A 17,920-nucleotide genomic window follows, 5' to 3' on the forward strand; every position below is an offset into this window, starting at 1 on the left:
GTGTCCTCTCTTATTTTATTGATACGGATCTTCTTTCACCAAATTGATGATTTGGTTGAATGCTTGTTCCGATTCTTCTTTCACATCTTTGATGCGTTTGTAGTAATTTTGGTATTCTTGTTCTGCACGTTCTAAGCGTTTTAAGACACTCGCTTTTTTCTTCGTTTCTTCATTGATAAGTTGCGCACGTTGATTTGCTTGGTTGATGATTTCTTTTGCCTGTCTCTTCGCATCCAATAGCACTTCACCGATATCTTCTTTAGACAATTGTTGATCGACATCGATCGTTTTTTGAGCAAGTTGGCGTTTTGCCGTTTCTAATTCTTGACGAACTTTTGCTAACTCTTCATAGGCACCTGTATCTTGTGGTGTATCAGATGCCATAATTACGATACGATCTTCTGCAAGTTTATCGATTTCTTCTTGTTTCGCTAAAAGTTCTTGTTCGTACTGTCTGATCTTATTCGCAAAACGCTCTGCTTTTTTACGGTTTAAATCAGTTTCGTCGATTTGACGATTACTTTCACGTAGCAAGCTGTTGTATTTACTTTTTACTTGTTCAAGTTCTGCCATACGCGCGTCGTAATCTTTTGGTACAGCTTGCACCATTGATAATTCATTTTCTAATGATTCACTTATTTCACGTACCGCTTCTATTTCGTTTTGCAATTGAGAATTTTCTCTCTTACTCTTACGTAGTTCTACTTTTAGCTCTCGAAGTTCATTTTGAAGTTGTTCATTTTCTTCTTGAAGTTCTTCTAATTCATCATCATCGATCACTTCATTGACTGGCGGTCTCTTTCTCTTTGGTTTAGGCTTTCTCGGTGCTGGAACCTGCTTTTTCTTTTTCAATGAGAATTTCGGACGTTCGTCTTCGTCATAATCGTCGTCATCTTCATCATCGTAGTCTTCATCATCGTCATAATCGTCGTCATCTTCGTCATCGTAGTCTTCATCATCGTCATAATCGTCGTCATCTTCATCGTCGTCGTAGTCTTCATCATCATCATAATCATCGTCGTCGTAGTCTTCATCATCATAATCATCGTCGTCGTAGTCTTCATCATCATCGTAATCATCGTCGTCATAATCTTCTTCATCATAATCGTCGTAATCGTCATATTTTTTTCTTTTTTTACCTTTGCCAAATATTTTTAGCATATGCTCACTTCCTTCTATAAAAATCGGGCTACCTCATTCATTTTTCTAATGTACTGATAGTAAATACTAAGTAAATTATGTGAATTGTCTATATATGTAAATATAGTGACAAGTGCAGGAATTTTTTATTGTAAAAGTAATCACCCTCACTTTTAAGTATGTTTTTCAGCAGATGAAAAGTTTCTCATTCAACTTTTAGTTCACTTGATAAAAAACAATGCAAAAAAGGAATCAAAAACATGCCTACCTTTTTCTATTTTATCAGATAAAGCTTAAACAAACAAACTGAATTAGCTGTTTATTTTTATTTTTAAGAAACTAAAATCAGCTTTAACTGTGTCTCTCAAACATATTCAGCTAAAACTCATTAAATAAATGTTTTTTTATCATAATATCATTAAAAAATATCACTTTTTTTTGATTTATATACCATAATAGGTAAATTTAAAAAGACATTCAATACTTCATCCTCTCTCTTTTAATAAAAACAGCCTTTCGTTCTTTCCCATTCAAAAACATAATACCACCTTCTCTTATGTTAAATAACCTCATTTTCTACTCTATGATTACACAAAAAGAGAAGTGCTTTCTAATAAAAAAAGAAACCACTTCTCTTAAATATTAATTTTCCCATCCCTTAAATTATGATTATTCAAAAAAATCAAAATTTAAAGCATTGTTTTATTTGTTATTTTTTTATTTTCCGAATATCAAGCTCTTGCAATTGTTTTTTTACGATTCATTATTTCTTCACATAAAATCCTCATTTTTTTCACACTTTATAAAGGCACTTCTAACTAAATTTACATCCACCTTGATTGCACTAGCACCCTCAGTCTTTTGAGCCCCTTTATTAATCAAATCACCTCTAGTATGAACAATTCGAGTCAAGGTGTTTTTTCAATCTTATTTAAAAATCAACCAAGACTTTCCCCATTTGTTGCAATAACTTCTTTATACCAATTAAAACTTTTCTTTTTGTATCTATTCAGAGTACCTGTTCCGTCATCATGTCGATCCACATAAATAAATCCGTAACGTTTTTTTAATTCCGCGGTTGTAAAGCTGACTAAATCAATACAGCCCCACGAAGTATAGCCCATGATCTCAACGCCATCTTCAATCGCTTCAGCGACTTGGACTAAGTGATCATTCAAATAATCGATACGATAATCATCATTTACAGTTTTAGTCCCGTCTTTAAGCTCTATCAACTCATCCACTGCGCCAAAGCCATTTTCAACAATGAAGACGGGCTTTTGGTATCGATCATATAAGATATTCAAATAATATCTCAACCCTTCTGGATCGATTTGCCACCCCCATTCACTCGCTTTCAAATATGGATTAGGTACTCCGCCTAAAATATTTCCTTCTCCTGTTTCCAGTGACGGATCTGAAGATTCACACGTACTCATATAGTAACTAAAGGATATAAAATCTACTGTCTCAAGTAAATCTTGTTGATCTTGCATTGTAATGTCCAAACAAATATCATGTTCCTTGAAAAATCTCTCAGCATACGTTGGGTAAGTTCCTCTTACTTGAATATCAGAAAAGAAAAAGTTTTCTCTTTCTGTCTGAAGCGCCGCTAGTACATCAGCAGGTGCTGGTGTCAACGGATAAACTGGCATCCCAAGAATCATACAACCAATTTGAGCATCTGGGAGTATCTCATGACACGCTTTTACTGCTCTGGCACTCGCTACTAATTCATGATGAATCGCTTGATACAAGTCTTGTTTTGAGAGTTTTTCTTTCGGTGTATAGATCCCTCCGCTTAAAAAAGGCGCATGTGTAATCGAATTGATCTCATTAAATGTTAACCAATACTTTACTTTTCCTTTGTAGCGCGTAAAAACAGTTCTGGCATAGTGCTCAAAAAAATCAATCGTTTTGCGATTACGCCAACCATCATAGGTTTTTGACAAATGAAGCGGCGTTTCATAATGCGATAGTGTAACTAATGGCTCCATTCCATATTTATGACATTCATCAAAGACTTTATCATAAAATTCCAGCCCTTTTTCGTTCGGTACCTGTTCATCCCCTTGTGGAAAGATTCGTGACCAAGCAATTGATAGTCGGAAAACTTTAAACCCCATCTCAGCAAATAATTTAATATCTTCTTTATATCGATGGTAAAAATCGATACCGACTAGTTTCATGTTATCTGAGGTTGGTTCGCTTGTTGGCAGCCCCTTCCAGCCATGGGGGGCAACATCTTCTACGCTTAGCCCCTTCCCATCTTCATTATACGCGCCTTCACATTGGTTAGCGGCAATAGCACCACCCCACAAAAAATCTTTTGGAAATTTAGACATAATTGATTCTCCTTTATTCTTTTTATACAACATATAAAATCGTCTCTTGACTCTTCGTTTTAGTTATTTCCTTTGCTACAATATCGATATATGAATCAGTGTTCGTAACAACAATTGGTGTTGTTGTGTCATATCCAGCTTCTTTCACCTTGGCAAAATCGACTGCCAGAATTTTTTGTCCTTTTTTTACTTTCTCTCCGGTTTCAACAAAAGCGGTAAAATGCTCTCCTGCTAATTCTACTGTATCAATTCCTACATGGATCAAAACTTCGATGCCATTTTCACTTGTTAAACCAATAGCATGTTTTGTCGGAAATAACGCAGTTACCTCACCATCAAAAGGTGCTGTGATCGTGTCTTCTTCTGGGATGATCGCAACGCCTTCTCCCATCATTTTTCCTGAAAATGCAGCGTCATTCACTTGTTCTAGAGGAATCACTTGTCCTTTCATCGGTGCATAAATTTTTTTTGGGTCGTTACTACCTGTTTCTACAGCTTCTGAAATCTTAACTGATTGTTCCGTCTCGTGTTTTTCTACTTCATCAATTCCAAATATCCATGTTAAAACGAATGTTAATACAATTGAAATCCCTGCTACCACGATCGCATTGATAATATTTCCGTTATCTTGTCCCCCGATAAATTGAGGTAAAGCGACCAATGATGGCACAGCGAATGCATAGGATTCTAACCCAGTAATTCCCATATACACGCCACAAATTGCCCCTGAAATCATTGCAGCATATAATGGTTTTTTGTATTTTAAGGTTACACCGTACAGTGCAGGCTCAGTCACTCCCGCTAGTAACGCTGAAATACCAGAAGCCGCAGCCACTTGTTTTAAATTTTTATCCTTTGTTTTAGCAGAAACAGCTAAAGCTGCCGCCCCTTGCGCTAAATTTGCCGCCAACATTGCTGGAAGAATCAAAATATCAGGAGTTGCTGGGGAAGCAATTAGGAAAATCGGGGCAAAAGCCCAGTGCATTCCAGTCATGACGATCAATGGCATAAAGGCCGCCATTAAACCTAGCGCTAACCAACCAGCTTTTCCTTGGATCCAAATGATAGCAGATGACAGTAATTGTCCTGCAAATGTTCCTAACGGTCCGACTACGACCAACGCTAAAAGTCCTGAAATCAATAAAATAAGTAATGGTTTTGTGAAGCTTTTGATCACATTAGGAATAATTTTGTCAAAGAAACGCTCAATATATTTCATTAACCAAACCATGATCAAAATTGGAATCACCGAGGAGCCATATGATGCAAGCGTTACTGGTAATCCAAAAAAGTGGACTGGATCACCAAGATTGACCATCTCAACAAAATTCGGATGTAGCATAATTCCAGCTACTGTGACCGCTAGCATTGGTGTCACATTGAACTTTTGCGCTGCTGTAAAAGCCAGCATGATTGGCATAAAGTAAAATGGTGCATCACCAAAAAACGATAGAATCGCAAATGTTTGACTGCTGTCATCTAAAATCCCTATTAATGGTAACAAGATCAATAATACTTTGATCATTCCGCCACCTAACATCGCAGGAATCAGCGGTGACATACAACCTGAAATTACATCCACAAAGGCCTCAAATAAATTCTTCTTTTCCCCACTATTTTCAGTTGGTGCTTGATTGCTGAAATGTCCTAATTTTTCTAGCTCTTTATAATAAGATGCAACATCGTTTCCCATAATAACTTGATATTGACCACCTTTTCTCATCACACCCATCACACCTGGAACTTCTTTGACCTGGACATCTTCAACGGAACTTTCATTGCGTAAAACAAAACGTAAGCGTGTCATACAATGCGTCACTGACTGTACATTTTGTTCCCCTCCGACTAAGTCGAGAATTTGTTTTGCTGAATCTTTATAGTTCATTTTTTTCATCCTTTCTAAGTAAAAAAGACCTAAAACAGCCCCGCTTTTGGGTACTGCTTTAGGTCATGCTCCTAATGGATAACAATCCTATTTGGTTATAAATTTTTCGTAATTCTTCTGATATGTGCAGTAAGATATACTAACTCTGTCGAACTTAAGCAGTAATCAAACGCCTTTTGAACATATTCGCTGATTTTTAATGAACAGCGATATTCCAGTTCATACTTTTTCTTGAGTGTATCAAGCAACTCAGAATCCTCATCTTCATAATGTTCTCCAATTAATAACCTTTGGGCAAAAAATTTAACGTGGGTTATAAAGCGATAATAGTCTAAAGAGGATTCATCAAATTCTGTATTGTATTCCTTTTTTACGATGTCTTCGATAGTTTTAGTAATTTCTGCGATTTCATACGCTGAATCAAAACTTTTAGATTGCTCAGCATTCACAAAGTGAATAGCAATAAACGCAGCTTCGTCAATAACAAATTCGACACCTAGTTCTTTCCGAACGATTTCCAGCGCCTTTTCTCCTACCACGTATTCATCTGGATAAAAACGCTCAATATCCCATCTCAAAGGATTTTTCAAGATGATTCCCTCTCGATAACGCTCAACAGCTGAATGAATATGATCGGTCAGATTAACGTAAATTGTTTCACTTAAATTTTTTCCGAGCTTGATTTTGCCGAAATTAATAATTTTTTCCGCTACTAGGATATGCTCCATCGGCACATCTATCAATAGCTCTGTAAATTTATTTTGTGTAGCCTTATCTCTTAATAAGAAAGTTTTTTCAACCCGCTCCAGATCAACAGGTTGACCTTTTTTCTGTCCAAAAGCGATTCCTTTTCCCATTAAAAGAACTTCTACACCCTTACTATTGCTCGAAATAACTGTATTGTTGTTTAGTACTCGTTTTATGATCATAATAAGTCCCCGATTACAAAAAAATCCCATTTACCCGTCGTCAAATAACGGTGCAAATAGGTCTTGCTCACTTTCGTGATAACATCCAGTTAAAAAATTAAAGAGTTGCAACATGCTTACCCAAAGTAATAACATCTGCTACTTGAAACCTAGCATAACAAATATTGGAAGGGCTGTCAATATAAAAAATGCCCTCTTTTAAAAAGAGAGTTGGACATTCATTTCGTCCAACTCTCTAAATACGAATAAACAGTATGCCGCTTCAATCATAACGAATTCAATGTGCTAAATTCGGAAATATGCTTGAATCTCCAAGACATATTATGAAGACTGAATTAACTTTGCACAATCCCTACTTAGTTCTCAGAATTGAGCACTTTTGTCTCACCTTTCTTTTCTCTAGTCTTTTGACGGAATCAACAAGCGTAATCCATTTAAAATCACGAGCAGTGTACTTCCTTCATGTGCGATAACACCGATTGTGATATCCATTTTTCCTAGAATATTCAACGTAATCAATAGTACAACTATCAACATGGAAAAGAGGATATTTTGCCACACCACTCGATCTAACCGTTTAGAAATTTTATGAGCATAGCTGAATTTGGTCAAATCATTTTGCATCAATACCGCATCTGCTACGTCGATTGCTATATCTGTCCCTTCACCCATTGCTACACCGATATCCGCAGTGACTAAAGCTGGGGCATCATTGACACCATCACCTAGCATCGCTACGTTGCCAAATCGCACTTGTTGGTCTTTAATGATTGCAGCTTTATTTTCTGGTAAGACATTTCCAACGACTTCATCGATCCCAATTTGACGTCCAACCGCTTGTCCTGTTAATTCTGCATCTCCAGTGATCATCGTGGTATGGATCCCTTGTGTTTTTAGATAGCTGATTACATTTTTCGCATTTTCATTTGGTACATCCATCATAGCGATCAGTCCGATCACTTCATTATTTTTAGCAAAATAAACAACGGTTTTCCCTTCTTTTGCGTATTGTTCATTATAAGCATTAATTTGTATACTAACTTGACCGAAAATTTCAGGTTTACCGATTTGATAAGTATCACCTAGGTATTCTGCTACCAAGCCTTTCCCAATTTCATTCTCAACGGTTAATGTCAAATCGGCTGTCGCATTAAATCGGCTTAAGATTGCATTTGCTAACGGATGATTGGCTGTTTTTTCCATAGCAACAATGATATCGATACACGTTTGCTCAGATAATTGTGCCAATTCAGTTAAGAAATAAACGTCCGTAACGGATGGTTTACCTTTCGTCAACGTGCCTGTTTTATCAAAAGCGACAGACTTGATTGTAGCTAAGTTAGCTAAATATGAACCACCTTTAAATAAAACACCTCTTTTAGCTAAGTTAGAAATTCCTGATAATGTTGCGGGTACAGCACTCGCTGCTAGTGCGCATGGTGATGCAGAGATCAAAAATACCATACCGCGGTAAAAACTTTCATCCCATGTCCAATTAAATAGGGCAGGCCCCGCTACTATAAAAATCGGTACGACAATCAAAACGATCGTCACGTAATAAGGTTCTAGTTTTTGGATTTTAGTAGCCGTTTTGGATAAATTAGATTGCGATTGATTGACTAATTGAAGAATTTTAGCAAATACGGTATCATTGCTGTCTTTTGTCACTTCCATGGTAAATGTACCACTGCCATTGATTGTACTCCCAAATACTTCGTCACCAACTGTTTTTTCTCTTGGTATGCTTTCACCATTGATAGAAGATTCATCAATAGACGTTTGTCCAGATAGTATAATGCCATCTGTCGCAATTTGGTCACCGTTTAGCACTTGCAGTTGGTCCCCGACCTTCAATGTTGCCACGTCGACAATTTTCACAGTCCCATCTGTTTGAATCAGACGTGCCTCTGTTGGATTTAGTTTAAGTAAATTGGTAATCTCTCGTTTACTGCGGTCTTCTGCATATTCTTCAAGAAAATGTGCTGCTGCGAAGATAATAATCAGTAATGCCGCTTCTTCATAATTCCCAATAATGGTCGCACCAAAAGCAGCTAAGGTCATCAAAATATGAACATTAGGTACAAACTTTCGTTGCTCTTTGGATTCAGTCATGGTATCCACTATACCTTCTACCATAATGTGGTACCCAGATAATAACATTGCACTGACAAAAAGAATGTTCTGTACTAAAGATCCTTTATTGATAAAGAACGCGATACTAAAAATAGCTAATCCTATAAAAAATAAAATAACGGGGGATTGTCCGTGGTCGTGATCGTGTTCATGCCCTTTTTCGTTTGAGCAATTGTGATCGTGTGCTTTCATTGTTTCCATTATACTCATCCTCCTTTTTGGTTATTTTCTGAAAAGATACATCTTGTCCTTTTCAAATGAATAACCGTTCATATATCATACAGCTATAATACATGAACAACCACTCATGTGTCAAGAGAAAACCAAAATTTTAGTGCAAAAAAAGACTAAAACAAAGGTTCCATCCCTTTATTTTAGTCTTTTAGTTATTTTGATTCGTCTACTTGAATGTATTTAAAGCTGTATGGTGAGCCAAAACTATGTTTTACTACACCGCTGATATTTTTCTTTTGCAACAATGCTGTTTGTTGTTGGTAAATCGGAGCAATCGTGTAATCTTTTGCTAATAGAAGCTGTTCCGCTTGCAATAGATCCGACCAACGTTTTTCTTCCTCTGCCGCATCTGTATCTGAAGCTGCTTGAATCAAACGATCATAGGTAGGATTTTTGTAATTGACATGGTTTAAACCTGATGTGGAAGCAAACATATCTAAAAAGGTGATTGCATCTTTGAAATCAGGCATCCACTGACCAAACGCAATATCATAGTCGCCAGATAAATAGCGTTCCTGCAAGTTATTACTTGGTAAGGTTGTGAGTTCAAATTTAATGCCTGGTAGTACTTCAGCGATTTGACTCGCTAGATATTCAGCTGTTTTTTTCTCTGTATCTGTATCTTTTGTTAAATAAACGAGTGTGATATCGGTCTTATGCAGCTCTTCTTTCGCTTGTGCAAATGCCTTTTGTGCTGTATCTTTGTCAAATGTTTGTTGCACACCATTTTCTTTGCGAAAATCTTCACCAGTTTTGGGATTTTGAACAAAATTTTTCGGAACAAATCCCGTTGCTGCAATAGAGCCGTCTCCTAAAACATTTTTTACGAACGTATCACGGTCGATTGCTAAAGCGATTGCTTTCCGTAAGTTTTGATTTTCTAATAGCTTGCCTTGCGCTTGGTTAAAGCGCAGGTACCCCATTTTTGTATCATTTTGATTTTGAAAATCTAAATCATTTTTATATTGTTTCGAGAATTCTCCATCTAATATCACTCGATCAAGTTCGTCTGTTTGATATAAATTGACTGCTGTACTGGTTGATTTTACAACGGTCGTTTGGATTTCATCGACGTGCACATTCTTTTTATCCCAATAGTTTTGATTTTTGACATAGGTCCACGTATCGGAATTTTGTTCCCACCCTTCCAACACAAAGGGACCATTATAAAGCGTTGTTTTAGCTGACGTCCCATAGCTACTCCCTTGTCTCTCCGCGAACGCTTGATTGATTGGGAAAAAGGTTTCGAATGTCAATAAGGAAGTGAAGTAAGGAATCGGTTTGATTAGATGGATCACCAATGTATGCTCGTCAGGTGTTTCTACCCCAAGTTGTTCTGGAGCCATTTTTCCTTGATAAATGGCATCGGCGTTTTTTATAGAAGAAACGAACAGACTAGCATATGATGGAGCCGTTTCTGGTGTTACAGCTCTTTTAAATGCGTATAAAAAGTCTTTCGCCGTGACCGAATCCCCATTTGACCATTTCGCATCCTCTCTCAAAACAATTGTATACGTTTGTTTGTCCTCACTGATTTTTGGGAGTTCTTTGGCCACAGCCGGTATCGTTTCATCTTTTTCATTTAATTGATAAAGCCCTTCCAAAACCTGATTTTGAGCATTAAAGCTAGTGAAATCCTCTTCTTGTGTTGTATCAAGCGTTAGCAGTTCAGCTGGCTCCGTAAAATGAACGATTGCTTTTTTTGATTCAGCCGATTCTGTTTTCCTAGCTGAGTTACAACCTGTTATAAAAACTAACAGTGCCAGAGTAGTAATCGTAATGAACTTTTTCATTCTGTTCCTCCTTGTATCACTTAAAAGTGTCATGCGTTTATTTAGCCGAAAATAGCCAGTGAAACGCAATCAATCAACTAAACAAAAATCACATGTTCAACCACCGTTATTGCTGGATCTAACGATTGCATGACTGGGCAATTTTTGCCAATCAATTTCAAGGCGCGCTCTGCTTTTCCTTGTGCTTCATCTGAAACCCGAATCGAAAAAGCAATAACGACGCGACTCAAAGGTTTCGCTGGTTTTTCTTCTGCTCGTTCATAAGAGATTGCTACTGTTTCAATAGAAAAATCAATATGAGAATTCGTTAATATCTTTTCATAAACGTACGCTCCGCATGCACCAATAGATGCCACTAACATTTCAACTGGAGAAAAACCAATCTCTTTTTTTAATACCCAATTCCCACTGTCATGTACCAATTCAAATCCTTTTTCGCCTGAAATCAATTCCATTTTTTTGCTCCTCTACTTGAAGTTATCTTCATTTTTTTAACCTTTGCTTTATCTTATTATGATAGTACAAAATCTAAGAAACGGATAATACTTTATTCCCAGGTATGATAACCAAAAGCTATCAATAAAAACATTCTAAACACAAATTAATCAAAATTTTTCTTCAATCGATTGTCATTTTGGTTTGTATCTTGGATGATCGAATCGATGTATTCTTTTAAAAATGTGCTATTTTTACTGATAATTTGATAACCCATTTCCGCTTTGATTTTTTCTACTTCTTTATCCGTTATAAAATCATTACCTGAGAAAAAGCGATAATTTACTCGACCAACGAATTCAGCAGCAATGTCTAAATCTTTACTATCTGATAATCCTGCATCAATTAATTGGCTGTAGCCTAAATGCTCTCCATCCTTTATAAAACGTTCTTTTATGTATTGTGGATACTCTTTTATCTCAGAAACCGAATGTGCGTTTTCTAATTTTTGGTACTCAAATGAGTCATTTTTTAAATTCACTACACCATAGCCTTGAGGGGCAATCGAAAAAGAGCTGGACGCAATTTCCGTCAATTGGTGCTCATCGATTGTTTCAGACATAATATCTTGCGCATGAATATGACCAGAAAAAACAATAGGCACTTGGTAGTCTACTAAAAGTTGTTTGAATTCTTTTGCATTATTGAGGACAAAACCGCTTGATAACAATTTATTATGAGCAAAAACATTGTGATGCACGAAAACCAATGTTTTTTTCTTTTCTTGCTTAGCTATTTCTAGTTGTTTTTTAACCCACTTCATTGTTTTCCCACGGATTGTTCCTCCCGTCGTAGGTCTTGTTTGCGGTTGTTTGTCATCGGGGTATATATTCGAATCAAGAAAAAGAAAATTGTATGTTTGATTGACTGCTACGGAGTAACTTAATGAATTTTTGTCGTAGTTCATAGCATTTTGATACCCAAAATCGGCAAAAATTTCTTTAAAATCAGCGATTGAGATGGACTCCGTTTTTTCCTGCTTCTCCTCAACAAATCTTCTAGCCCAGCCATCATTGACATCGTGGTTTCCTGGAATTACAAATACCTTGATCCCTTCTTTTGTCAGTTGTTTGAGTTGTTCTGCTAGCTTTTCCGCACTGATTTTTTCCCCATTTAAGGTTAAGTCGCCCGTAATGACCAGCATATCTGGCTTCTGTTCAATTGCTTTTCCGATGAAGGCTTGCCAGCTTTCTTTTTGATGATCCAATTCTTTGCCTGCTGCCGTCTGTTTGATTTTTTTGAAGGCTAAACCTGTATCTGTTAGGCTTTTATCAATGTAATGAGGATCACTTACTACCCAAAATTCAATGGCTTCTTTTTTAAATAGCCTTTCTTCACTTTGTTCTGTCTCTTTGCCAAAATAAACGATTGCTGTTGTTATCGCTATTACGCTGAGTAAAATAAACGCCAGCCTTTTTTTCATTCATCCGTTCTCCATTCTTTATTATCCAACTTGATTTTATGCAAAAAAGCTCTCACTCTATTTAGTTGACTAAAATACAGTGAGAGAGAGTAATAAGAGCTTTAATGGATTTCTTCAAAGGAATAAATCTGCTCTATTGCATTAGCTAATTTTTTAAACTGAACAAATTTCCCCTCACGAAGATATTCTTTTCCATCGATAAAAAAAAGGGACGTTGGTGCTGAAAAAATCAAATATTCAGCTGAGATCGCTTTGACTTTATCTGCTTCCACTTCTCTTACTTTGATTTTGGGATAGCTTTTTAAGAGCTCCGTCACTTTTGGCCTAAGCGCATGGCACACCGAGCAGTCTTCTTGTGATACATATAAAAATGCAAAGTGAGTTTCATTGATAAAGGTTACTACGTCTTGAATTGTTTGTAATTTTTCCAATGATATCATCCTTTTGTGATTGGCTAAATCATAGCACCATTTTAGCAAGTTTACGATATTTATGCCCGATATCCCCTACTTACTTCGACCCACGTTTTATAATAGTCTCTATAACATCCATCTTGATCCTCTGCTGTCATGATATAACGCCCAATCATTGTGCCTGTTTGATACCCTTGTTTTTCTAATTTCTCTTTTATTGATTGAAAATTATTTTCTAACGGATCATCTGACTTAATTGTGAGTAGGAATTGTTTGTATTGGTATTCCACTTGCTCTGTTTGTTGCCAAATCGTCTCTTCTTCCATAAATTCTTTGGTGGTTACCGCAAATCCATATATGAGCTCTTTTTCATGGCTAGAGTCGCTATAAACGACTAAGCTTGATGGCGTATCAATGTAGGTCTGTAATTCGTTTGGATCACTTAAATCAATTGGGATGATCCGTTCTACATCTAATGGTTCGTCACTAAACTCTTTCTCTTTTAACTCGATCAAACTCAACAGTTGATCTTTTCTATGCTTTATCCCTTGCTTTTTTTTCTTTAGTTCTGCTAATTCTGCTGCAACACGTGTTTCAGTTTCATCTAATATCGTCCATAATTCCTCTGGTGATTTTCGATAAAGATTCGTCATTTTATTAATGGGAATGTCGAGCCTACGGTAAAAATCAATATCACTGATCGTCAGGATATCCTCCATATCAAACAGCCGATAGCCGTTTTGTCTATTTCTGGAGGATGTCAGTAAGTTCATATCGTCCCAATAACGGATTTTTGATTTTGGTAACTTCATGATTTCAGCTACTTGCCCCACAGTTAATAACTTCTCTTTTTCCATACCCTCACCTCCGATTTTAATTATAAACGAAAATCATTGACATTCAAGTAACTTGAAGGTGTAGAATTCCCTTTGAGTCTTTAAAAGGAGGAATTTAAATGAAGATCATTCATTTTTTCATTAAAAAGAACCTGACACTTATTTTAGCGACAGTTCTTTGTTTATGTTTACAAATTATTGGAACACTTGGTGTACCGTTACTAGTAGCGCAATTGATCGATGTAGGGATTGCAAGTGGTGATGAACAATCCATCAAAACGATTGGGCTTAAAATGTTCGCAATGGCTTTATTTGGTGCGCTCTCAGCGATTGCCGGCAGTTATCTTTCAGCTAAAGTAGCCGCTAAATTTGGCTTAGAAACACGGGAGATGTTTTTCAGCAAACTACAAACATTTTCTATTAAAGATGCTGATTATTTTGGGACTGGTTCCCTATTGACCAGAATGACAAATGACGTTGACAATATTCAGCAAATGATTGTGTTGTTTCTACAATTGATTTTACCGGCACCAATCATTGCAGTCTTTTCGCTTTATATGACATTTGCTTACTCAGCAATGCTCGCTTTAGTTCCACTGATTGCCATTGTAGCGTTTGGCTTGATTGTGTATATCTTGATGAAAAAAGGGACTCCTCTTTCACTGTCGATTCAGCCAAAAATGGATACGATCATTGTGACGTTACGTGAATTCTTTACTGGAATCAATATGATTCGTGCGTTTAACAATCAAGAGTATGAAGAAGAACGAACGAATAAAACATTTTCTGACTATGCAAACGGCATGATTCGAGTCAATAGCATTTTTGCGTTTATTACGCCAGTTGCTTTCTTGTTAATGGGTGTGGTTTTTTCTTCAATCTTATGGTTTGGCGGAAACTTAGTGGCACTTGGCACGTTGCAAATTGGTACGGTTTCTGCCGTTGTTGAATACTCTTTACTAACTCTTGCTTACTTAATGATCGCTGCAATGGTTTTAGTAATGTTGCCTAGATCACTTGCTTCAGTAAAAAGAATTGAAGAAATTTTAAATACCCAAGATCAAATTCTCGATACTGACCAACCTGTTTTGTTTGAAGAAACTGACCTTAACGATACTTTGATCGCGTTGAATCATGTGACGTTCAGTTATGATCAAGCAGATGAACCTGTTTTGGAAAATATTCATTTCAACATTCCAAAAGGCAAAACAACTGCCATTGTCGGAGGAACTGGCTCTGGTAAAAGTACGGTTGCCAAATTATTGTTAAGACTGAGCGATGTCTCAGAAGGGGCGATCTTATTTAATGGCGTGGATATCAGAACGGTTACACAAGAAGAATTACGCTCTAAAATCAGTTATGTTCCTCAAAAAGCCTTTTTATTTAGTGGAACTATTAAAAGTAATTTATTGATGGGGTATCCTGAGGCAACGAAAGCTGATATGGATCGGGCAGCTGAAATTGCGCAACTTTCTCCTTATCTCAATACATTAGAAGACGGTTATGATTCGTTTGTGGCACAAGGCGGAACCAACTTCTCTGGAGGGCAAAGACAGCGGTTGTGTATCGCTCGCGCATTGATCAAACCTGCGGATATTTATATATTTGATGATAGTTTTTCAGCGCTTGATTATAAAACGGATGCTGCATTAAGACTGGCATTAAAAGATGAAATGTCCGATAAAACTCTACTGATCGTCGCTCAACGACTAAGCACGATTCAACAAGCCGATACGGTCATCGTTTTAGATGAAGGGAAAATCGTTGGACAAGGAACCCACGATCAACTATTACTAACGAATAAAACGTATCAAGAATTTGCCCGCTCACAAGGGATTATCATGGAAGGAGCACAGTCATGATGGAAAAAGTAAATAAACAAACACTGAAACGATTCTTTCAATTGATTCGACCTGAACGCCCTATATTTTTCGGTCTAATTCTATGTAGTTTAGTTGGGAATGCCTTGGTCATTGCTATGCCTTTCATTATGGGGATTGCTATTGACGATTTGCTTATGCTAATCAAGACTCATGGAGTTAGTCACATCACATTTCCAATGGTGCAAGAAGCGTTATTGATGCCTGTTTTGATATTGGTTGTCTTTTCGATCATCAGTAGTTTGATGTCTTATACGCAAGAACGTGTAATGGCTTCTTTAAGCGAACGGATCACATTAAGAGTCCGAAAAGAAGTCACGAAAAAATTTAAATCATTACCGATGGCGTTTTTTGATCAACATCAGGTTGGGGACATTCTCAGTCGAACAACGACCAGTTTAAATCAATTGTCACAAGTTTTCCTAACAGGGATCAATCAATTCTTCACTTCGATTTCAACGATTGTCTTTGCTGGGATCATGTTGTTCTACATTGATGTAAAACTAACCTTGGTTGTCGTGGTCCTGATTGCCGGAAGCTCATTCTTAACTGGTAAAATTGCCAATAAAAATAAGAAACTAGCCGAAGCAAGTCAGTCAGAACTTGGGATTTTAAATAATAAAACAGAAGAGTTTTTATCTGGGAATTTAGTGACAAAAACCTTCAACCAACAAGAGCACGCAAAAGACATTATTTCTGAAACAAATCAAAAACATTACAACGCATTTTTGAATGCTCAATTTATGAATTTTGCGATTTATCCCGCGATTCGTTTGATCAATCAATTAGCCTTTATTGTCAGTGCAATCATCGGAGCACTCTTAGTGTTACAAGGTGGTATCACGATTGGGCTCCTTCAAGCATATCTACAATATATCAATCAAGTTTCTGAACCAATTTCTACAGCATCTTATGTTATTAACTCCATTCAAGCAGCGCTAGCAGCCGTCGATCGGATTTTTGAGATTTTAGATGCAGAAGATGATGTTCCAGAAAAAGCGAACGTGCAATCCATCGATCACCCAACTGGTGCAATAGCTTTTGATAACGTTCAATTTGGTTATACCAAGGAAAAAATTTTGATGAAGCAAGTTGATTTCACCGTAAAGCCAAAACAAATGGTCGCGATTGTCGGACCAACAGGTGCTGGCAAGACAACGTTAGTGAACTTACTGATGCGTTTTTACGAGTTAAATGGAGGACGGATCACCTTTGATGGCGTAGATATCACAAATCTTTCAAGAACAAATCTACGTGCGATGTTTGGGATGGTTTTACAAAATACGTGGTTATTTGAAGGAACAATTGCAGAAAATATCGCGTATGGACGAATGGATGCGACGCGAGACGATGTGGTCGAAGCCGCTAAAATCGCACAATGTGATCATTTTATTCGAACATTACCAAACGGTTATGATTCAATTATTTCTAGTGAAAACGGCTCATTGTCACAAGGACAGCAACAACTTTTGACGATTGCCAGAATCATTTTGGCAAATCCTCCTGTAGTTATTTTGGATGAAGCAACGTCTAGCGTGGATACTAGAACAGAAGCGCATATCCAAAAAGCGATGGATGAAGTAACGAATAATCGAACTAGCTTTGTGATTGCGCATCGTTTGTCTACGATTGAAAATGCTGATTTGATTTTAGTGATGAAAGACGGTGATATCGTGGAGAAAGGGAATCATCAAGAATTGTTGGCGAAACCTTCGTTGTATGCTTCATTGTACAATAGTCAGTTTCAACAGACATAAGAGGTAAAAGATACTAAGAATCACAGGGTAAAATCATCAACGGATGATCCTCCCCTCTACTCTTAGTATCTTTTTTCGGTATAAAAAATGATTATTACGTACTACGCTATTTAGCAATCTGCTTTTCGAACTAAAACACAATAGCCGTTTTTAAACAGAACCTCATAATCTCCTAAAATACGAATAATCTTTTGTTCTAATTTACTGATTCCAATTTTTTCATACATTTTACGCTGCGATCTCCAATGAATCATCCAAAAAAGAATACCGCCAGAAAACCAAACGAATTGATCAACTTCTGTTGGACAATGACTAACTAATTCTGGTAATCGTTCAACGATTTCACCTGAAAACACGTAGTCCTCTTTTCTTTTTTTTAGTTGGTTGTATAGTGAGTCTATATCATTTAACTCTATTGTTTTTTCCTCCGTTTTTTATTCTTGTGTTAGGTAGGTCTGGACCATTTCATCCAGTAATGCCCTTTTCTAAACCCTCTTTATTACTGCTGGGTGTAGATATGGATAGTGAAAAGCAGTAGCATGGAAAAAATAATGGATGTTTTTTTCTAATTTGGTTGTTTTTGATGTTGTATTTTTAGTATGTATCTATACTTCACCCCACCTTCTCCAACGTTTATTATTTGACTTCTGTAACATC

Annotated in this window: 13 protein-coding genes; 2 read left to right on the forward strand and 11 right to left on the reverse strand. The window is 36.8% G+C overall.

Annotated elements, in window-relative coordinates; genetic code table 11:
• Positions 1–15 precede the first annotated feature (15 nt).
• From BCR22_RS05700 to BCR22_RS05745, 10 genes are all read right to left on the reverse strand, one after another.
• A complete protein-coding gene (locus BCR22_RS05700; RefSeq protein ID WP_069654020.1) occupies positions 16–1,161 on the reverse strand; it encodes a coiled-coil domain-containing protein in 1,146 nt (381 codons plus the stop codon).
• 917 nt (positions 1,162–2,078) lie between these two features.
• Entirely contained in the window at positions 2,079–3,485 is a 1,407-nt protein-coding gene (locus BCR22_RS05705; protein ID WP_069654205.1) for a glycoside hydrolase family 1 protein, read from the reverse strand.
• A 22-nt stretch (positions 3,486–3,507) separates the two neighbouring features.
• Positions 3,508–5,370, reverse strand: a complete 1,863-nt coding sequence (locus BCR22_RS05710; RefSeq protein WP_069654021.1) for a beta-glucoside-specific PTS transporter subunit IIABC — start codon at positions 5,368–5,370, stop codon at positions 3,508–3,510.
• 95 nt (positions 5,371–5,465) lie between these two features.
• Entirely contained in the window at positions 5,466–6,299 is an 834-nt protein-coding gene (gene licT, locus BCR22_RS05715) for a BglG family transcription antiterminator LicT (RefSeq protein ID WP_069654022.1), read from the reverse strand.
• A gap of 399 nt (positions 6,300–6,698) precedes the next feature.
• Positions 6,699–8,633: a heavy metal translocating P-type ATPase gene (locus BCR22_RS05720; protein WP_069654023.1), complete on the reverse strand. Its 1,935-nt coding sequence runs from the start codon at positions 8,631–8,633 to the stop codon at positions 6,699–6,701.
• A 185-nt stretch (positions 8,634–8,818) separates the two neighbouring features.
• Complete coding sequence (locus tag BCR22_RS05725; RefSeq protein ID WP_069654024.1) at positions 8,819–10,459, reverse strand: peptide ABC transporter substrate-binding protein; 1,641 nt, start codon at positions 10,457–10,459, stop codon at positions 8,819–8,821.
• A gap of 77 nt (positions 10,460–10,536) precedes the next feature.
• Positions 10,537–10,914: an OsmC family protein gene (locus BCR22_RS05730; protein ID WP_069654025.1), complete on the reverse strand. Its 378-nt coding sequence runs from the start codon at positions 10,912–10,914 to the stop codon at positions 10,537–10,539.
• A gap of 146 nt (positions 10,915–11,060) precedes the next feature.
• Positions 11,061–12,377 (reverse strand): metallophosphoesterase, encoded by a 1,317-nt coding sequence (locus BCR22_RS05735; protein ID WP_069654026.1) that lies wholly within the window; start codon positions 12,375–12,377, stop codon positions 11,061–11,063.
• A gap of 101 nt (positions 12,378–12,478) precedes the next feature.
• Positions 12,479–12,808, reverse strand: a complete 330-nt coding sequence (locus tag BCR22_RS05740; RefSeq protein ID WP_083241760.1) for a thioredoxin family protein — start codon at positions 12,806–12,808, stop codon at positions 12,479–12,481.
• Positions 12,809–12,867: 59 nt separating this feature from the next.
• Positions 12,868–13,647, reverse strand: a complete 780-nt coding sequence (locus BCR22_RS05745; protein WP_069654028.1) for a MerR family transcriptional regulator — start codon at positions 13,645–13,647, stop codon at positions 12,868–12,870.
• 98 nt (positions 13,648–13,745) lie between these two features.
• On the opposite strand from BCR22_RS05745, the gene BCR22_RS05750 reads away from it, so the two are divergent.
• Both BCR22_RS05750 and BCR22_RS05755 read left to right on the forward strand, forming a co-directional pair.
• A complete protein-coding gene (locus BCR22_RS05750; protein ID WP_069654029.1) occupies positions 13,746–15,488 on the forward strand; it encodes an ABC transporter ATP-binding protein in 1,743 nt (580 codons plus the stop codon).
• The gene (locus BCR22_RS05755) at positions 15,488–17,263 is read left to right on the forward strand and encodes an ABC transporter ATP-binding protein (protein ID WP_069654206.1); all 1,776 of its coding nucleotides are present in this window, start codon (positions 15,488–15,490) and stop codon (positions 17,261–17,263) included. The genes BCR22_RS05750 and BCR22_RS05755 overlap by 1 nt, the downstream gene beginning before the upstream one ends.
• Before the next feature lie 110 nt (positions 17,264–17,373).
• On the opposite strand, the gene BCR22_RS05760 is transcribed toward BCR22_RS05755, so the two are convergent.
• Complete coding sequence (locus BCR22_RS05760) at positions 17,374–17,619, reverse strand: hypothetical protein (protein ID WP_069654030.1); 246 nt, start codon at positions 17,617–17,619, stop codon at positions 17,374–17,376.
• Positions 17,620–17,920 lie beyond the last annotated feature (301 nt).

It is taken from the genome of Enterococcus plantarum, assembly GCF_001730295.1.
GTDB classification, from domain to species: domain Bacteria; phylum Bacillota; class Bacilli; order Lactobacillales; family Enterococcaceae; genus Enterococcus_L; species Enterococcus_L plantarum.

Bases quoted from the DNA above. Each gene is read 5' to 3' on its own strand.
- BCR22_RS05700 (WP_069654020.1), bottom strand. From the start codon at position 1,161: ATGCTAAAAATATTTGGCAAAGGTAAAAAAAGAAAAAAATATGACGAT.
- BCR22_RS05705 (WP_069654205.1), bottom strand. From the start codon at position 3,485: ATGTCTAAATTTCCAAAAGATTTTTTGTGGGGTGGTGCTATTGCCGCT.
- BCR22_RS05710 (WP_069654021.1), bottom strand. From the start codon at position 5,370: ATGAACTATAAAGATTCAGCAAAACAAATTCTCGACTTAGTCGGAGGG.
- licT (WP_069654022.1), bottom strand. From the start codon at position 6,299: ATGATCATAAAACGAGTACTAAACAACAATACAGTTATTTCGAGCAAT.
- BCR22_RS05720 (WP_069654023.1), bottom strand. From the start codon at position 8,633: ATGGAAACAATGAAAGCACACGATCACAATTGCTCAAACGAAAAAGGG.
- BCR22_RS05725 (WP_069654024.1), bottom strand. From the start codon at position 10,459: ATGAAAAAGTTCATTACGATTACTACTCTGGCACTGTTAGTTTTTATA.
- BCR22_RS05730 (WP_069654025.1), bottom strand. From the start codon at position 10,914: ATGGAATTGATTTCAGGCGAAAAAGGATTTGAATTGGTACATGACAGT.
- BCR22_RS05735 (WP_069654026.1), bottom strand. From the start codon at position 12,377: ATGAAAAAAAGGCTGGCGTTTATTTTACTCAGCGTAATAGCGATAACA.
- BCR22_RS05745 (WP_069654028.1), bottom strand. From the start codon at position 13,647: ATGGAAAAAGAGAAGTTATTAACTGTGGGGCAAGTAGCTGAAATCATG.
- BCR22_RS05750 (WP_069654029.1), top strand. From the start codon at position 13,746: ATGAAGATCATTCATTTTTTCATTAAAAAGAACCTGACACTTATTTTA.
- BCR22_RS05755 (WP_069654206.1), top strand. From the start codon at position 15,488: ATGGAAAAAGTAAATAAACAAACACTGAAACGATTCTTTCAATTGATT.